This is a genomic window from Colwellia ponticola (genome assembly GCF_005885605.1).
GTDB classification, from domain to species: Bacteria; Pseudomonadota; Gammaproteobacteria; order Enterobacterales; family Alteromonadaceae; genus Colwellia; species Colwellia ponticola.
Genome location: NZ_SZVP01000002.1, coordinates 343257 through 359266, shown reverse-complemented (window position 1 = coordinate 359266; position 16010 = coordinate 343257). Strand labels below are relative to the sequence as shown.

Sequence of the window (16010 nt, the reverse complement as noted above, 5' to 3'; positions counted from 1 at the left end):
ACGTCATCCTGAACAAATCTCCATCACCTGAATATGCATTACCACGCGGAGCGTGGGAACGAGACACCTGATCTACAAATATCACAACCGTCTGCACAGCCTTGTGTAGGTCGGCCTTTAGGCCGTCATGGTAACCATTCCAGTCTTTGACGGGGTAAACCCCGACCTACAAAAAACAACGAACAACGTCATCCTGAACAAATCTCCATCACCTGAATATGCATTACCACGCAGAGCGTGGGAACGAGACAGATTTTGACGGGCTAAAGCCCGACCTACAAATACCACAACCGTCTGCACAGCCTTTGTAGGTCGGCCTTTAGGCCGTCATGGTAACCATTCCAGTCTTTGACGGGGTAAACCCCGACCTACAAAAAACAACTAACAACGTCATCCTGAACAAATCTCCATCACCTGAATATGCATTACCACGCGGAGCGTGGGAACGAGACACCTGACCTACAAATACCACAACCGTCTGCACAGCCTTGTGTAGGTCGGCCTTTAGGCCGTCATGGTAACCATTCCAGTCTTTGACGGGGTAAACCCCGACCTACAAAAAACAACTAACAACGTCATCCTGAACAAATCTCCATCACCTGAATATGCATTACCACGCGGAGCGTGGGAACGAGACAGATTTTGACGGGCTAAAGCCCGACCTACAAATACCACAACCGTCTGCACAGCCTTGTGTAGGTCGGCCTTTAGGCCGTCATGGTAACCATTCCAATCTTTGACGGGGTAAACCCCGACCTACAAATACCACAACCGTCTGCACAGCCTTTGTAGGTTGGCCTTTAGGCCATCACGGTAATATTATTTTTGTCTTCTCGGTGAGCGCAGCCTCTGTGACCTTGGTGGTTTAACCTTTAAGCTTTAAAAAGCTAAAACTTTAATGGCTATTCTGACTTAGAATATCCTGACCAAATATCGGCATTAACACTTGCTTTCTTTTTACGCTTTTTCTTACCTGTACCTTCAGGCTTAGCCATGGGTTTTTCTACCGCTAAAATTGAATCTTCGGTAATTTCATCCACTTCAAAGCCTTCAACCTGCTCACGTTCAAGACGAATTTTATTTTTCTTTTCGATCACTGTAAAGTGATGATAATCTTCATGATCAATTAAAGACAAAGCCAAGCCCACCTCACCAGCACGGCCACTTCGACCAATACGATGCATATAATCTGCCGGGCTTCGGGGTAAGTTAAAGTTAATTACCACCGGTAGTTTTTCAATATCTAAACCACGCGCGGCAATATCCGTGGCAATTAACACATCTATCTCACCCGCTTTAAAACCATCAAGTACGCGACTACGTTCGCTTTGGCCTTTATCACCATGAAAAACCGCGGCGGTAATACCACGTTTAGCCAGTTTTTCTGCCAAATGCTCACAATGATGCTTAGCATTAACAAAAATAAGCGCTTGTCGCCATTGATGTAAAGTGATCAAATGCGCTAATAATGCGGTTTTCTCACCTTTATTAACGGTAAAAACTCGCTGTACTAGTGTACTAGCATCACTACTTTGTAACTGTATTTCAACTGGGTTATTCAGTAACTCTTGCGTTAAGCTTTGTACTTGCTCAGGAAAAGTCGCAGAAAACAATAAAGTTTGTTTTTTCTTTGGGCATAACGCTAACAACGCCGACAACTCTTCAGTAAAACCTAGACTTAGCATTCTGTCGGCTTCATCAAGCACTAAGGTTTGCACCAAATCAAGCTTAATAGCGTTACTCGCAATTAAATCGAGTAATCGTCCTGGCGTTGCCACCAAAATATCAGCACCACCGCGTAAAGCAAGCATTTGCTTATTAACGGATACCCCACCAAACACAGCAACGGTTTTAATAGCACCGTTAAAATGTGCCGAATACGATTGAATACTATCAGCCACTTGCTTCGCTAATTCACGGGTAGGCACCAAAATTAACCCAGCAACATAATTACCTTTACTGCCTTTACTCGCCAATGACTTATCAGCCGATTGTTGACCAAAAAGTTGCTGTAACAGCGGCAATGCAAACGTAGCTGTTTTACCCGAGCCAGTATTGGCGCCAGCAATTAAATCACGCCCCGCAAAAACACTTGGAATAGCTTGTGCTTGAATAGGCGTTGGCTGATGGTACTCCAGCTCAGTTAGTCGAGCTAATAACGGGGAAATAAGGCCTAACTCGCTAAAGGAAGTGGCAAAAGAAGTGGTAAAGTTTGCAGGGTCGGTAACAGAGGTCATCAAATAAAAGGGCTCAAAAGGTAAAAATTACCGCTATTTTAACGTAGTTATGGCCTGTTAGTTAGTTAATTCTATCAACAAAAAATTATCACCAGCCCTTTGCCCTGTTAAACACATGAACAATAAAAAAGCCTAACTGTTTATTAATACAATTAGGCTTATGTTTTTAATACGTTTACTACTTACGATACTATTAAGTTGTTTACCTTAAAAGTAACTATATCAACCATTCAATAGCAAACTGACTATCTGCCGGTAACAATTTATCGGCAACAAAGCGATATTTAACCTCAATAGGTTCAAATGATTTTACTGAATTTTTTAATGCAGAAAAATCCTCAATGGTATTTTTAAAACCTTTAGGTTGGTAACAAAAGAGCTTCAATATTGCTAACATATAGGCTGCCGACGAGGCCATTTTAGTATGACGTAATCGCTCGAACTCAGCAGTAAACTCGTCTGCTTCACTAATATTAAGATTTTTTATACCTTTACGTAATAAATTGGCAATTAACCTAATAAACTCTACTCGCGCAACATGCTTATCGGCAAAACTGTATTGCCCTAGTGCACGAATAGATTGCTCAAAATCACCAATAATCAAATCTCTCTCTGCTGTTTCTATATATTGTAAATCTAAACTTTTAGTCTCAATGGCATCTGCTGTTGCTATGATTTTTTCAATAATAGGGGAAAAATCACCTGAGTCTAATGAAACGGCGATATCTATGCGTTGTTTACGACTAAAATGATAATTATTTCCGCCTTTAGCGCCTGACACCAAGCTATTATCCAATGTTAACGGAATTATTTTTAACCCTTTATCTTTAGCTAGTTGTATTTCATTACCGACATCTTCAGATGCTTCTACCTTTAATAATTTATTACCAATAGAGTGCTTAGAAGCAAGTAGAACAAAAAGCTCACATTGTTCAATGCCCTCTTCAATATTTTCAGCGTAATTCTCACCACCTAAAATATTTTTTGGCGCAAACCACACTTTATGGCCAGCAACTTTTAATCCGTCAAAAATTTTGACTGCTGCGGCTGAATCTTTAGAGCTGTAACTTAAAAATATATTTTTCATCTGTCATTTTCCGTATATAAATTTTTAACATGTTCCGCTGCGATTAGCTTCACCTTGGGTAATAACTTAATAGACTGGCTATTAAGCTAAAGCCGCTTCAGATCTTTTATGACTTTCTATTTGACTACGAATATTTTTATAGGCTAAATCAACTAAACTATCTTTAGACTGAGCCGTAGCGATTAAATCACTGGCATCATAGTTGTTAGCAATACCCTTTTGGTCTTCGATATAACGCATTAACTTTTCTTGGGTTAGGTCTAACACTTTCACTAAATGACTATTATTGACTTCTTCAGCATGAGCGACGTCGTCTTGGTAGCTTGCCGTTAGCACTGCAGCTTCTGCTGCAAGTAAGTCTTTAACCGCATCGATAGCGCTGCTAGAGCCTGATTCAACTTCACCATTGCCATGCTCGGCTAAGGTTTCAGAAAACTCCCTAATACTTTCATCATTCATCAGTGTTAAACTAATTTTTGCGCCACTAGTCACTGACAGTGTAATTTCACTGCCAGTTAACTCTTGGTCTAAACGATGGCGGTGAACATCTTTACGAGTCACATTACTGACATCTTTGTAGTAAAAAGAGTTTGACTCACGACCAATGTATTTATCCGCAATAAAATCATAGTAAGTTGAAAACACATCAACTTTTTCTTTGGTTAAGAAAATATACTGTATTGATCTTACTGCATAAACTAATTGTCCATTACCGTCAAAACGAACCGCTTGTTCATTTTGTTTATTAAGGCGTGGATGCCTATTTTCTTGAATGAATGACCAATCTTGCAAGATAAACGGTTCACTATTTTCGCCATCACTACGTTGATAAGTAATGTCTGACTGAGCGATATTACATTCTTGCATAGCCGCTTGTTGAATTTCATTGTTAATTTTGTTCTCAATAAGCGCATTGACTTTAGCACCACTAAAGAGCTGGTTATCTCGATAGCTAGGTAAACTATTGAGTATCTCAGAGCGATGTGACTTAATCGTTTCAATTAAATTAGCGTAAGTCGTCAAAACCACCTCAATAATCGAAAGATTACCAACGTTTTTCAACTGCTTACTTTTTTGGCGACGGTTACGAATGAACCACAGTAAGGAAATAAATAATATCACGCCGGTGACTACGGCAAATATCCGTTGTAAATCTAAGTGAGTTATATGTTTAAGGGTATTTTTTGATTCAAATACTTTATCTACAACAGGACCTATTGTATTGACTAACAGATCAAAATTATCCGTTAAATGCAGCGCCACTACACCAATTGCGCCAATAACAGTGGCAAACAGGAAGAAGAAAAATGCTGAAAATTTAGCAAATTTTCGCTTACTGCTATGCTGTTTAATACGTTTTTCTGTGTTAGTTTTTTCGAGTGTTAACGCTTCTTCTGCTTGACGCGCCAAATCAATATTTTCTTTTAATGCCGTTTTTATATTTCTTTCTATTGGTCGATAAAAGAAGTCCCAAATAGTACGATTGCTGCTGCTTTTCTTGAACAATAAGTCTTGTTTTTCAATCTCTTCTTTACCACTCTTTAAACGGTAATCTCCTAACTCAAAACTATTACAGGTTAGCGGGTAATCATCGGCACTATTATGTGACTCAAGCCAATCTTCGGTCTTCTTGTTAGCAGTGACTAACTTATCAAAGTAATCTGTCATACTACTGTCTTTGACATGTTTTTCTAACAATTGCCCTTCTTTTGACCACAACTGGAGTATATTTTTAGTATCTTTAATTAACAGCTGAAAATTATCTAACTCCAGTACATCGGTACGAGGAGAAAAAGAAAATTTAAACTGATGAAGTAATTCACCTTTACCTGACCATTGGCTCGGGTTTTCTTTCTCAGGCTTAACAATCCAAGTGTCTGATGTAAATTGCTTAATGTACTCTATCGGTTTAGTAAATCCGGTTAATTCAACCAGTAACTTGCCGGTTAACTTCCATAATTTAGTATCCGACTTATTCTTAGTGATCAGTGTGGTCGCATTAGCAAAATCAACATCATCTAAACAGCTAACATCAGCTTCAATAGTGGCAATACATTTATAACTTTTCATATCCCAATGTTTAATTGTTCCATCTAAGCTAACAGACAGTAAATTACCTTTAGGAAGTTCAATGAGTCCGACAATTTTTCCGCTATGGCCAGTTAACTTTTTAACTAATCGCCCATCTTTATTATTGGAAATTTGAATAACATGCTCTAAGTCTACCGTCAAAAAATGGTTTTTATAACCTTGATTGACTAACGCCATTGCCCCAATAATACGTTCATTGTGGCGAGTAATAGTTTGCCTTTCATCTTGTTCCTGACAAACCCAATCAAAACTATGCTCTTCACCCCATTCAATTTCATAGATACCTAAATCTAGTCGTTTAACGTTTTGTGTTTCTAGCTCTTTATCGGTAAGCGTTTTATAGCGCTGGTAACTATTTGCCATTGAATTAGTGTCCTTTGTTATTCTTTATTATGAATTCGTTATTGTTGGATTTATTATTATTGAATTTTTTATTATTGGATTATTGCTATAGCACTAGTTGCGATTTTTAATATCGTTATTCGATTCAGCGTTTGACCAATTGACATGCTCAAACATAGCCTCTCTCGCCAAGGCTAGCAGCATTAACTCTTTAGCTAATGTCATATCCCCTTTTAACAAAGAGTGAGCTCGACCATAAAGCTCTTCCATGCTGGCATATCCGTTTGCTGTAGTTTCATAACCACATAACTCACTCCATAACGCGACAACGCCACCTAACATAAGGCTGTACTGCACAATCATCATCAACATATTATTCGCTTCATTCAACGTAGAAAAATGAAAAAGTTGCTGAGCGAGCATAGACAATAAAAGCATTGCGCCAATGCCTATCGCTAAAATAAAACACTTTTTTGAAAACGAGGCGCACAACGAAGCGGCATAACGGGGGCGCTTATAAAGTAATTCAGTAACATTTTTAGCACTCAATTGTAATCGGCTTTGCAAAAAGCTGCGCTGATCACCTATCCAAGTATCTCGAATTTCATCTAAATTTTTATAACTGGATGCGCGCCACCAATCTATTTCAGTTACGGCAACGGCATGATTTAATAAAGGTAAGTGGCTTCGGTATCGTCGTGGAATAATAGGCTCACCAGAGGGAGGAATATTAGACAAATTTAAAAAACCTCGAATACGCATTGCTTCGGCAACACCGCGAGCAAGCTGATACTTCCATTTCAAGTCATGGTTACCGGCGTAACGAATAACGCCCCAACACGCCATAATAGATAATAACGTCACTAAAACGACCCAACTCCCCTCCTGTGAATTGACTAAATTACCGGTTAACTCATAACAAGCAAAACCGATAATAGCGAACCAGAAAAACAACTTAATTAATTGTCGATATTTTTGTTGGCCAACTAACGCAATATTATCCGCTAGGGTAAATATTGGCTTGGCAACTAAAAGTCCATTATCTATATCAATATCATGACCAACACTCACCGCCGGACTGGCTACTAAGCTATCAACAACGTTAACGGACTCTTCGGTGCTATAACTATTATAAAAACGCAGTTCAGACAACAATTGAATAAACTCGGTGGAGATAAAATCTGTTAAGGCATGTTCATTGGCCGCATAGCTATAAGCATATAACTGACCCACTTCGGGTGCTATAGCAGCTAAGGCTTCACTTGGGGGGGAATCGGGTAACAATAATGGCGCAGTATTAGTGGTTGTGTTTATCCTGTTAACCTGAAGGTGGTGCACAATACCTGACACTTGACCATCAAATTCAGAAACGGCTTTTAAGGATAAATTTTCGGTATGACTCGGCCAACTAACATCCATACCTAACTTGTACTTTACAATGTCAGCAGTACCACCGCAGCCTTTAGCATCACAGCCATCCCAAAGGGCAAGTAACACATTGGCATATTTGGCAATAAATAAGCCTTGATTCAAATACAAACTATTTCTGAGATCGCCATAATTGCTATCATTTATCGCAAACTGATAATCGTCATCAGACAAGGCATGTTTAATCTCAAGTAATTCATTACCGTTTTTTTGCAGCGCTGACACCACATTGGTAAGCTGCTGGTAGCTATCACTGCGTGGTTGAATACTGATGGGTTGAAAGTCTTGTTCGAAATTTGTCAGCGGCATCGGCAAACAGCCAATAACTTTTATCGCATCACAACCTAATTCCGTTTGTAATGCTAGCGCCACTTCAATAGATAATAAATCTGCGCCTTGAGCAAGACCTGACATAAGCCAAATAGGTGTGACTATTTTTCGCTCGTTAACAGCCTTGGTAACAGTATTAGGGTTGGCTTCAATATTTAACTGATGATGCCAATGCAGTAACGTGGCACGAATAGTGGCTTTAAGTGTTGCATTGTTGCCATTAACATCGAAATTAGCACTGCTGACATCACTAGCTAATATATCTCTGTGGCCTGTAACACCAATGATAAAGGGTAATTTTGATGTTAAATGATTTGCGGGTAATTCCACTTTGTACACTCATACTTTCCATGTTATATGACTGGAATAATAGCAATTAAATTAACAAAATCAAATACCTTATCTGAAAACAACTTGTACAACTGTTAGCACATGACTTTTTCAAGACATTAACAGCAGAGGTTATAATGATGGACAACTTGAACTAGTTAAATGAAATAGAAGACGTAAAAACAAAATATCTATATAAATGCCACTTATGTATAAGCAACATTAAAAGTGTATCTGACTCCATTTATTTCAATCAATCACAATGCTCTGAGGGAACTCAAATTTATTTTTAAAAAATTGTGACTTCATAATATCTACCTAAAAATATTTTCAAAGTTAATTTTAATTGCTGAAGTTTTAAGAGGCTTTTAAACTTCTATCAACTAAAGGAAAAAGCCCTTAAAAGAGCTTTGTAAAATTGATTTATTTGATTGATAGCCATACGTTGCTAATAATTATAATATTCATTTTAAATAAGTACTTAACTAATAAGAAAATTCATGCCTGCGGAAAAATATATCCTCCTTTCAATTCAGCCAAGAATTGTCGAAGAAATAATTAATGGCACTAAAAAATTTGAATTTAGACGAAAATTCCCTGATTTAGATAATTCAAACATAAGCCGAAAAGTAATTATTTACTGCTCATCACCAGTCATGAAAATAATCGGTAGCTTTGTTGTGAAAAATTTTTATCACTCAGATTTTGATACGTTAATGAAGAAAGTAAAAGCCGATGATGCTTATAATAAAAGAATTTCAAAATACCTAATTGATAAAGCATCATGTTTTGCGATGGAGATATCAGAGCTTAATATTTACGATATTCCGCTTACTCTAGAATATTTAAGAAAGACGTACTCCGGCTTTTGTCCAGGACAAAGTTACCGTTATCTAAGCGAAGAAATAAAATCAGATTTAACAGCTAAGAATAACGGTCTTTAAATCACCTTAAAACATTTGAATAAAGTTCAGTGAATACATCACTATTACTTAAATCAAAAACATAACTACAAGACGAATGCCCACTTGTATAAAGTTGGTTTTTATCGTTTGAATACCCTTTTGAAGTAATATTTTTTACACTATAACTATTATGATCTAAAAGCCGAGGTTCAAAATTTATTAACTCATTAACCCAAACGTTATGTTGTTCATCCGAAACTGAATATTCTGGAGGTTTTCGGAATGGTTCTTTGTACCAGTGTATAGGTGGTGGAGATTTTAATTCATGCTCTCTTAAGGTTGAAAATGGTGTTCTCCATACTCCTGCTAATTGTTTAACACGATATTGATTATATTTTGTTTTCATAATCATTGCTTCCCACTTAACCCAGATATAAATAGTTATATCTGTTCCATTATTAAGTAGTCGCTCATAATTAAACGAATCCTTTAAATCCATTGTTAAAGCAAACTGAGGATTAATACCGTAGGTATTTGCCATAAACAATGGTGAGTTTTTTGTTTTGACTTCACCTATAAATTGGTTGTTTATTATCAGATCTGGGTGATAAGGGTTACTATGTTTACTCGGATGAATAGCCAGTATTTCATCACTTTTAACTCTTTTTTGTTGTTGTAAAGAAGTAAACGCTTTAATAAATGCTTCTTCTTGTTTTTCTCCATGTCTACACCAAAAAGCCTTATTGTCCAAATCTCCAAAAGTAATTGGCTGGTTTTTAAAATCAAATAACTCAAATGCCACTCTGCGCTCCTTATTGGCTTAACCTAACGGCTCCCCACAAGTGGAGAAATCGTATGATACCGATTCAAATAATTTATTTAATCGTCCCGTGAATATGCAATTTCCATCGTGTTTCCATTCTAAATCGGCTCCCGTTCTCAAAGCTAGCTGTCTTGATGTCATTATTACTTATCATTTATTGAACCTCGATTATCACAAATTAGGCTTTTGAAGAAGATTTAGAATTAACCATATGCTTTCGAAAAGTTTGTACCAAAGAGTGTAGAGCTTGTAACTCGATCTGCGCTCAACTTTTGGTTGAACTCTTCTTGCACTATTTCAGCTACAATGTTTGGCAAGACAGTATAAAGCTCTTCTAGTGCATTTTCATTACCAGTCAATAGTGCATAAAAGGACTTGCCATCAATAACTCTAATATCTTCTCTAGCTGGAAGTTTAGTCTTAGTTTGGTTATCAGATGGAGAAAAAGGGGTGTTGTACGCTTTTGCACCTTTTGGCAAAATCTCTACGTAATAACCAGTATACCCTTGAAGTTCATCAAGCTTTTGAGCTAGATCCCGATAAATTTGAACTTTGTGATTACCTTTAGTGGTATTGTGTTTATTCTTAACTTCAGCAACTAATAATTTTTCATTAGAAATGATATCTATTAAATTACCTACAGGAAGACTTTCGACACCAGCTATTGAGCCCATAATATCTTCATGCAGAGAGCCTATAGCATTTTGTTTAGTTTTCTGAACTTGCCTTTCTTTTTCTTGTATTAGCCAATCTTCCATTGAAATATTTTGTATCAGAGCATCAATAGAAGCTGAAAAACAATCAAGCGTGTTTCTATATAAATCTAAATCTGAATTTTGTGCAGTATATAATCTAACTACGGTTCCTTTGATGGCTGACTTTAAGTGATCTCTATTAAACGAATCCATATTAACTCCTTGAGAAAAAAGAATTATTATTGATCAGCTCATGACAATAGACAATTTATTAAAAATAATTATATAAACTTATGGACCTAGCCTGATTTTAACTGTACAATTGAACAGTACTTGAAATAACAATAGGATTGGAAGCGTCATATGATTGATGTCCAAAAAAAAGCAGAAAGCCACATAAGCTTAGAACTCTTAGCAGATATATTATCTTTACCTAAACGTTCGATAGAATCAAAAATTAAAAAAGGAGAATTAACTCCTTGTGAAACTTCAGGGTTGATTCATAAGGATCAAATTGCTCATTACCCTCAAGTTAAAAATATCAACGAGTCAAAGTGGGATGAAGAGCTTAAAGTTAAGCCTAAAAGAAAATATAATCTAGTAGAGCTTTTTGCAGGTGGCGGCGGATTAGCTTTAGGTATGGAAGCTGCTGGTTTTGAAAGTGTGATGTTAAATGAGTGGGATAAACACGCTTGCTCGACACTACGCCATAATAGACCTAACTGGAATGTAGTTGAAGGTGACATTTCTAAAATTGACTTTACTCAAATTAAAGAAGACATAGATATATTAACCGGAGGTTTTCCTTGCCAAGCATTTTCTTATGCTGGAAAAAGTCTTGGTTTTGAAGACACTCGAGGTACCTTATTTTTCGAAATGGCAAGAGCAATAAAAGAGACTCAACCTAAAGTTTTTATGGCTGAAAATGTTCGAGCGTTATTAACACATGAAAATGGAAAAACATTAGAAATAATTAGAAATGTCATAGATGAATTAGGATATGACTTAATCGTTGAGCCTAAAGTATTAAAAGCAATTTTTTATAAAGTTCCTCAAAAAAGAGAGCGCCTTATACTAATTGGAGTTCGAAAAGATCTTGCAGGAAAAGCAAATTTTAACTGGCCTTCTGTATATAAAAAAGTAATGACTGTAGGCGATGCTTTATATAAAGGTGAGCTATATAGTTCAGATGTAGAAAAATCAGCAGGACAACAATATCCGGAAAGAAAAAAAGAAATTATGAGTAAGGTACCTCAAGGAGGTTACTGGCGAGACTTACCAGATAATCTTCAAAGAGAATATATGAAAGGAAGCTACTTTCTTGGTGGTGGTAAAACGGGAATGGCGCGTCGTTTATCCTTATCTGAACCTAGTTTAACTTTAACTACATCTCCAGCTCAAAAACAAACTGAACGTTGTCATCCAATAGAAACAAGACCGTTAGAGTCCAGAGAGTATGCCAGGATTCAAACTTTTCCAGATAACTGGGAATTTCAAGGGCCTATATCTGCTGTATATAAGCAAATAGGAAACGCTGTTCCGGTTAATATGGCTGCAGCTATTGGTAGATCTTTAGTTCGCTTTTTAAATGACCTAGAAGCTTAACCTCAACAAAAAAGACCAAGTTCCTTGGTCTTTTATTATCAAGCCTTCAAACCTAGTTCACTAAATTGGCTAATCGGCCAACTCAAGGCGCTATACCAAGATCGATACTTTTGATTGGTGAATATTTCATACATTTTAAGTTTCTAATAGCCGTATTAATGCCGCTAGAATAGCTTATCGTGCCACCTATAATAGTATTTTTCTATTTTTAACCTGTTAATCTATTAAAGTAATTGATGATGAAACTCTGTATCAGTCCTTCTTTATTTATGGGCTGTAGCAGCTTCGGTTAAAGATCAGCCAAGATAGCCTTCTTGCACAAGTTATCTCGCTGCTATTTAGATTATATTTAATCTGCATAGCTTAATGAGCTACGTACTTCACAATCTTGACAAATAAGTGTGTAACACTCTTTTTTCTTACTCACTTTAGTATTTTTACTATTACAGCAAGTGCATGGTACTTTCATCGGTGTATTTACAGCACAATTATTACACCTGACAAAATAGCCAAACTTCCCCCATCTTGGCTCTAACATATCTTGTTTATGACACTCTTTACATGTAATTTTCAATTCAGTTAACACGTTACATGCAGTATCTGCAATAACCGTAGCTTCGACTTTAACAGCTGTATTATCAACTTTTTCTAATAATACCTTACTAGTTGCTTCCTCTACTTTTTCTTCTACCGTACTGTTTTGTAAAATAAAGTCACAAATTTTAATCATTTCATCGCTATTAAACCAAGGTCTAGTTTCGGCTTTAAAAAAACTCAATGGACTAGGCTTTGCTGATGATAATTTCATAAGCTGTAAAACGGTATCAACAATAAACTCTGATTTAATCAATTTTTTTGCAATATGCTTTGGTGTATTTTCTCTATTAATGATCGCATTACTCGAAATGGCGCAAAGTTGCTCCCACTGGCGACCACCAAAACCTTTTTGCAATGTCTCAAGCCCCAAAATTTTATCAAGTAATGTTGAGTCATGCTCTCTTAGTAATTGCTTTAATAAATCCTTTTGTAACTCTACCTGCTTGATAGGGGATGGCATACCATACCATTTACCGTTATAACTTCTGCTCCACTCTTCGTACTGATTAACCGTTACTTCACCGGTAATACTTTTAGATTCAATTAAAATAAAACCAAAAGTATGTACTATAAGGTGATCTATTTGAGCTGTTTCATCATTGTGTAACAGCTTAATATCATTGAAGACAAAAACTTGATCGTGGTCTTTAAAAGCGCGACGTAAGTAAAAGGCAACATCAAGCTCTTGCTTTTGACCCGCTTGAACCATCGGGCTTGAACTATTTATTTTCACTTTATCTTTTATGATCATAATATTCTCTTACAATGGCCCTTAAAAAATTGAAATGTTGTTAGCAAAACAAATACACTTCACCACTCTCTCAACTGCTGCATTTCTTTCAATCGCCCGCGTTGCATCATCAAGGCTTCAAATAAATCATCTATTGACGAGTTATCTGAACTTAACCCCGGTAAAGCAATGTTTGCCTCAGCAAAAAAGCGTTTCTGCATATTTTTTAAAAACGCTGAAGGCTCTGCTTTTGCTCTTAAAAGAGAAGCTGATGGCTCCACGGTTGAATACTCATCATCCAGCCATGCGACTTGCCACCAGTGTTGAATTCTTTCTTTAGCTTGTTTTAGTTTTTTCTCTGTAGGCAGTCGGTCACTTTTTTGATTATTTATTTGGCTGTCGGTTGGCAGTAAGTTCCATAAATCATTATTCGGCCAACGCGAAAATGGCATGCTGTGATCAATAGCGTAGTGTTGTTTTAATGATTTTTTTGACCATACACAGCGTATTTGTTCTTGAGGAGAAAGTTGTTTTTTTAGTTGCTCAAAACGCTTACGCACATCAGTAGTGCTGCGTTTAGGCTCTTCCCAGTTTAACGCTTGATATAAAAAGTATTGATTTTCGGGGGCTGCGTATTCCGCATTACCGGCGTAACTTGCCATGGTTTTTACCCATTCATTGACTAACACGGGTTCAATCCAACAGGCGTAACGGTTAAACGCTAACCAGATTGATTCGGGCAAGGAAAATTCGCCCCACTGCTCCAGTGTTGGTAAATCAAGAAACAAGCTGTCTTTAGCTTTTACTGTTTTACTGGCGACGTCAAAAACAGTGCTGTTATTATTGGCTGCGCTATTAGGAAAAGTGATATAACGACATGGCATGGTTTTAATATTACTCACCGCTGCCGAGAGGGTTTTATGTAACGCTATGGCTGTCTCACCACTAAATAAGTTACCTATGCGAAAATCAAAAGATTTGAAGTCACCTAATTCATTTAATTTATGCCATCCATCCGCTTTCATAAAACCCATGTTGGGGTTTTTATTGGGTGTTTGAAACAGTTTATGGCTATCTATTAAGTCTTTGTATTGGTGACACCAATACAGCGCCACTAAGCCAACAGGTAATATCACGCGATCACCGCCTGCAGCTGATTCTCGGCGAAGTACTGCGCCGGGATGACCGTCAGCAATGCGCAGTAATACTCTTAATAAAGCCAGTTTATGAGTGGCCGACTTACCATCATTTAAGGCAACATGGCGAATAAACGGGAAAGCCCCGGTGCCGTCGTCTGGCATTTGCAAAACCACGGTTTGCCACGATACGTGACTTCTACCGAGTTTATCGTCTTCTTTTTCGGTTTCTAATACCGGGAATAAACCAACTTCTTTGCCGAGCTGCTTTAATTCATCAGCGCACACAGTATGCATTTTACGTTCGCTGCGCTCTTGCTCTGCCTGTTCACTCCCTGAAGAATAGCGCAGTGAAATAACCAGTTTGCCACCGGGTTTGAGTAAGTTGGCGAGTTTACGCAGTGAACGGGGGCGATCGCTAACGGGAACGTGCATCCAAACCGCGCTTAACAGTATTAAATCAAAACTGACTTCTTGTTTGCTGATATTAGTTAATGCGGGCAGTGAATCGGTGAGCCATTTAACGTTAAGGCCTTGGGTTTGTTGTGCGCCAAGCGCTGCTAATAGGTTTGCTGGTTCTACGGCAAACACTTGTACATTATTATCAGCGCCATGCTTGCTAACCGCTAATTCAGCCAAGTATTTAGCATCGCGGCCAGAGCCAGCACCTAAGTCAAGAATACGCGCCTGAGGTTTTTCTATCATTGGCTCAACAAGATGTGACCAACTTTGATGTACTTGCTCAAAGGTTTTTGACAGGTATTGCTCGGCTAATTCGTTAGCATGTTGGTTATAAAATGTAGCGGGCAAGCGCAGGTTCCTTTTGCGTGGTTTTTATATGGCTATTTTATCATAAGACAATCTACTAATACTTGTTCTTTGTCAATAACTTGTAATAAATATGACGCTTCGATTAGACACGTCAAAGATGACAACAACAACAAGGCTGTTGCTTATTGCTGGTGTGTTAGCCCTGTTTCATCGTTTTCAAAACCATGGCAGACATAACCGGCTATTTTTCGTTTTTTCTTCGCCACTTGATGAAAGTGTTCATAGCCTACGGAGAAGGCAAAGGGGTTGGCATTATAATCAGCATAAGATTGATCAGCGCCATTGGCTGCTTCTCTTACACCTGCGGCAAAAGAACTTAAAAAATCATCTCGATTATTAAGTAAAATAGTTATTGGACCATTGCCGCCGTCAACCAGCTCTAGCGCGCCTAAGTCAATATACTTATTAACCACTGCGCTATTGAAAAAGCCGCTGTATTGTTCGGTTTCAACATCATAAGACACGGGCGAGTCGTCTGATGCTTCCATTAATGATACAAATAATTCTCTTACTTTTTTTGAAATCACAGTGTTTCCTTGTTGGCTACTTTTGGCGTTAACTTAGCGCTTTGTGTTAAGGCTTTGTGCTAAGGCTTTGTTTTAGTGCTTTAACATAAACAGCTATTTTACCTAGCTATGCTGTTATTTTACATAGCTAATCATAATGCTTAACGCGCTGATAATGATTAGGACAAGATAGTAATAAGTATTGTACTAAGTATTGATATCAAATAGATGAATCACTCTGCGTTCATGCTAAAGTGAAAGTCGTTGATCGTATTCGATTTAAAAGCGTTGCCGCCCTTATACAAAAGCAGCCGTTATGATACTATTCTAAACCGAT

11 protein-coding genes are annotated in these 16010 nt (G+C 37.5%); 2 read left to right on the top strand and 9 right to left on the bottom strand.

Annotation, left to right across the window (positions count from 1 at the left end; translation table 11 throughout):
- Nucleotides 1-902 precede the first annotated feature (902 nt).
- The 4 genes from FCS21_RS04555 to FCS21_RS04540 all read right to left on the bottom strand — a co-directional run bounded on the left by FCS21_RS04555 (nucleotide 903) and on the right by FCS21_RS04540 (nucleotide 7845).
- On the bottom strand, nucleotides 903-2237 hold the full coding sequence (locus tag FCS21_RS04555; protein ID WP_138620841.1) for a DEAD/DEAH box helicase: 1335 nt from the start codon (nucleotides 2235-2237) through the stop codon (nucleotides 903-905).
- Nucleotides 2238-2454: 217 nt separating this feature from the next.
- A complete protein-coding gene (locus FCS21_RS04550; protein WP_138620839.1) occupies nucleotides 2455-3324 on the bottom strand; it encodes a toll/interleukin-1 receptor domain-containing protein in 870 nt (289 codons plus the stop codon).
- An 81-nt stretch (nucleotides 3325-3405) separates the two neighbouring features.
- A complete protein-coding gene (locus FCS21_RS04545) occupies nucleotides 3406-5778 on the bottom strand; it encodes a WD40 repeat domain-containing protein (RefSeq protein WP_138620837.1) in 2373 nt (790 codons plus the stop codon).
- A gap of 93 nt (nucleotides 5779-5871) precedes the next feature.
- Nucleotides 5872-7845 carry a hypothetical protein gene (locus FCS21_RS04540; protein WP_138620836.1) on the bottom strand — a complete coding sequence of 658 codons (1974 nt, stop codon included), beginning with the start codon at nucleotides 7843-7845 and terminating at the stop codon, nucleotides 5872-5874.
- A 500-nt stretch (nucleotides 7846-8345) separates the two neighbouring features.
- On the opposite strand from FCS21_RS04540, the gene FCS21_RS04535 reads away from it, so the two are divergent.
- Complete coding sequence (locus FCS21_RS04535; protein ID WP_138620834.1) at nucleotides 8346-8789, top strand: ASCH domain-containing protein; 444 nt, start codon at nucleotides 8346-8348, stop codon at nucleotides 8787-8789.
- Nucleotide 8790: 1 nt separating this feature from the next.
- Here the strand turns inward: FCS21_RS04535 and FCS21_RS04530 are convergent, their stop codons facing one another.
- Together FCS21_RS04530 and FCS21_RS04525 are read right to left on the bottom strand one after the other, a co-directional pair.
- Nucleotides 8791-9552, bottom strand: a complete 762-nt coding sequence (locus FCS21_RS04530; protein WP_138620832.1) for a hypothetical protein — start codon at nucleotides 9550-9552, stop codon at nucleotides 8791-8793.
- Between the two features lie 224 nt (nucleotides 9553-9776).
- Nucleotides 9777-10481, bottom strand: coding sequence for an Eco47II family restriction endonuclease (locus tag FCS21_RS04525; protein WP_138620830.1), 705 nt, complete (start codon nucleotides 10479-10481; stop codon nucleotides 9777-9779).
- A 150-nt stretch (nucleotides 10482-10631) separates the two neighbouring features.
- Here FCS21_RS04525 and FCS21_RS04520 point away from each other — a divergent pair, with 150 nt between their 5' ends.
- The gene (locus FCS21_RS04520; RefSeq protein WP_138620828.1) at nucleotides 10632-11873 is read left to right on the top strand and encodes a DNA cytosine methyltransferase; all 1242 of its coding nucleotides are present in this window, start codon (nucleotides 10632-10634) and stop codon (nucleotides 11871-11873) included.
- A gap of 349 nt (nucleotides 11874-12222) precedes the next feature.
- On the opposite strand, the gene FCS21_RS04515 is transcribed toward FCS21_RS04520, so the two are convergent.
- The 3 genes from FCS21_RS04515 to FCS21_RS04505 all read right to left on the bottom strand — a co-directional run bounded on the left by FCS21_RS04515 (nucleotide 12223) and on the right by FCS21_RS04505 (nucleotide 15694).
- A complete protein-coding gene (locus FCS21_RS04515) occupies nucleotides 12223-13221 on the bottom strand; it encodes a nuclease-related domain-containing protein (RefSeq protein WP_138620826.1) in 999 nt (332 codons plus the stop codon).
- 59 nt (nucleotides 13222-13280) lie between these two features.
- The gene (locus FCS21_RS04510) at nucleotides 13281-15146 is read right to left on the bottom strand and encodes a class I SAM-dependent methyltransferase (RefSeq protein ID WP_138620824.1); all 1866 of its coding nucleotides are present in this window, start codon (nucleotides 15144-15146) and stop codon (nucleotides 13281-13283) included.
- A 143-nt stretch (nucleotides 15147-15289) separates the two neighbouring features.
- Nucleotides 15290-15694 carry a hypothetical protein gene (locus tag FCS21_RS04505; RefSeq protein ID WP_138620822.1) on the bottom strand — a complete coding sequence of 135 codons (405 nt, stop codon included), beginning with the start codon at nucleotides 15692-15694 and terminating at the stop codon, nucleotides 15290-15292.
- Nucleotides 15695-16010: the final 316 nt, after the last annotated feature.

Bases quoted from the DNA above. Each gene is read 5' to 3' on its own strand.
- FCS21_RS04520 (WP_138620828.1), top strand. From the start codon at position 10,632: ATGATTGATGTCCAAAAAAAAGCAGAAAGCCACATAAGCTTAGAACTC.
- FCS21_RS04550 (WP_138620839.1), bottom strand. From the start codon at position 3,324: ATGAAAAATATATTTTTAAGTTACAGCTCTAAAGATTCAGCCGCAGCA.
- FCS21_RS04525 (WP_138620830.1), bottom strand. From the start codon at position 10,481: ATGGATTCGTTTAATAGAGATCACTTAAAGTCAGCCATCAAAGGAACC.
- FCS21_RS04535 (WP_138620834.1), top strand. From the start codon at position 8,346: ATGCCTGCGGAAAAATATATCCTCCTTTCAATTCAGCCAAGAATTGTC.
- FCS21_RS04515 (WP_138620826.1), bottom strand. From the start codon at position 13,221: ATGATCATAAAAGATAAAGTGAAAATAAATAGTTCAAGCCCGATGGTT.
- FCS21_RS04555 (WP_138620841.1), bottom strand. From the start codon at position 2,237: ATGACCTCTGTTACCGACCCTGCAAACTTTACCACTTCTTTTGCCACT.
- FCS21_RS04545 (WP_138620837.1), bottom strand. From the start codon at position 5,778: ATGGCAAATAGTTACCAGCGCTATAAAACGCTTACCGATAAAGAGCTA.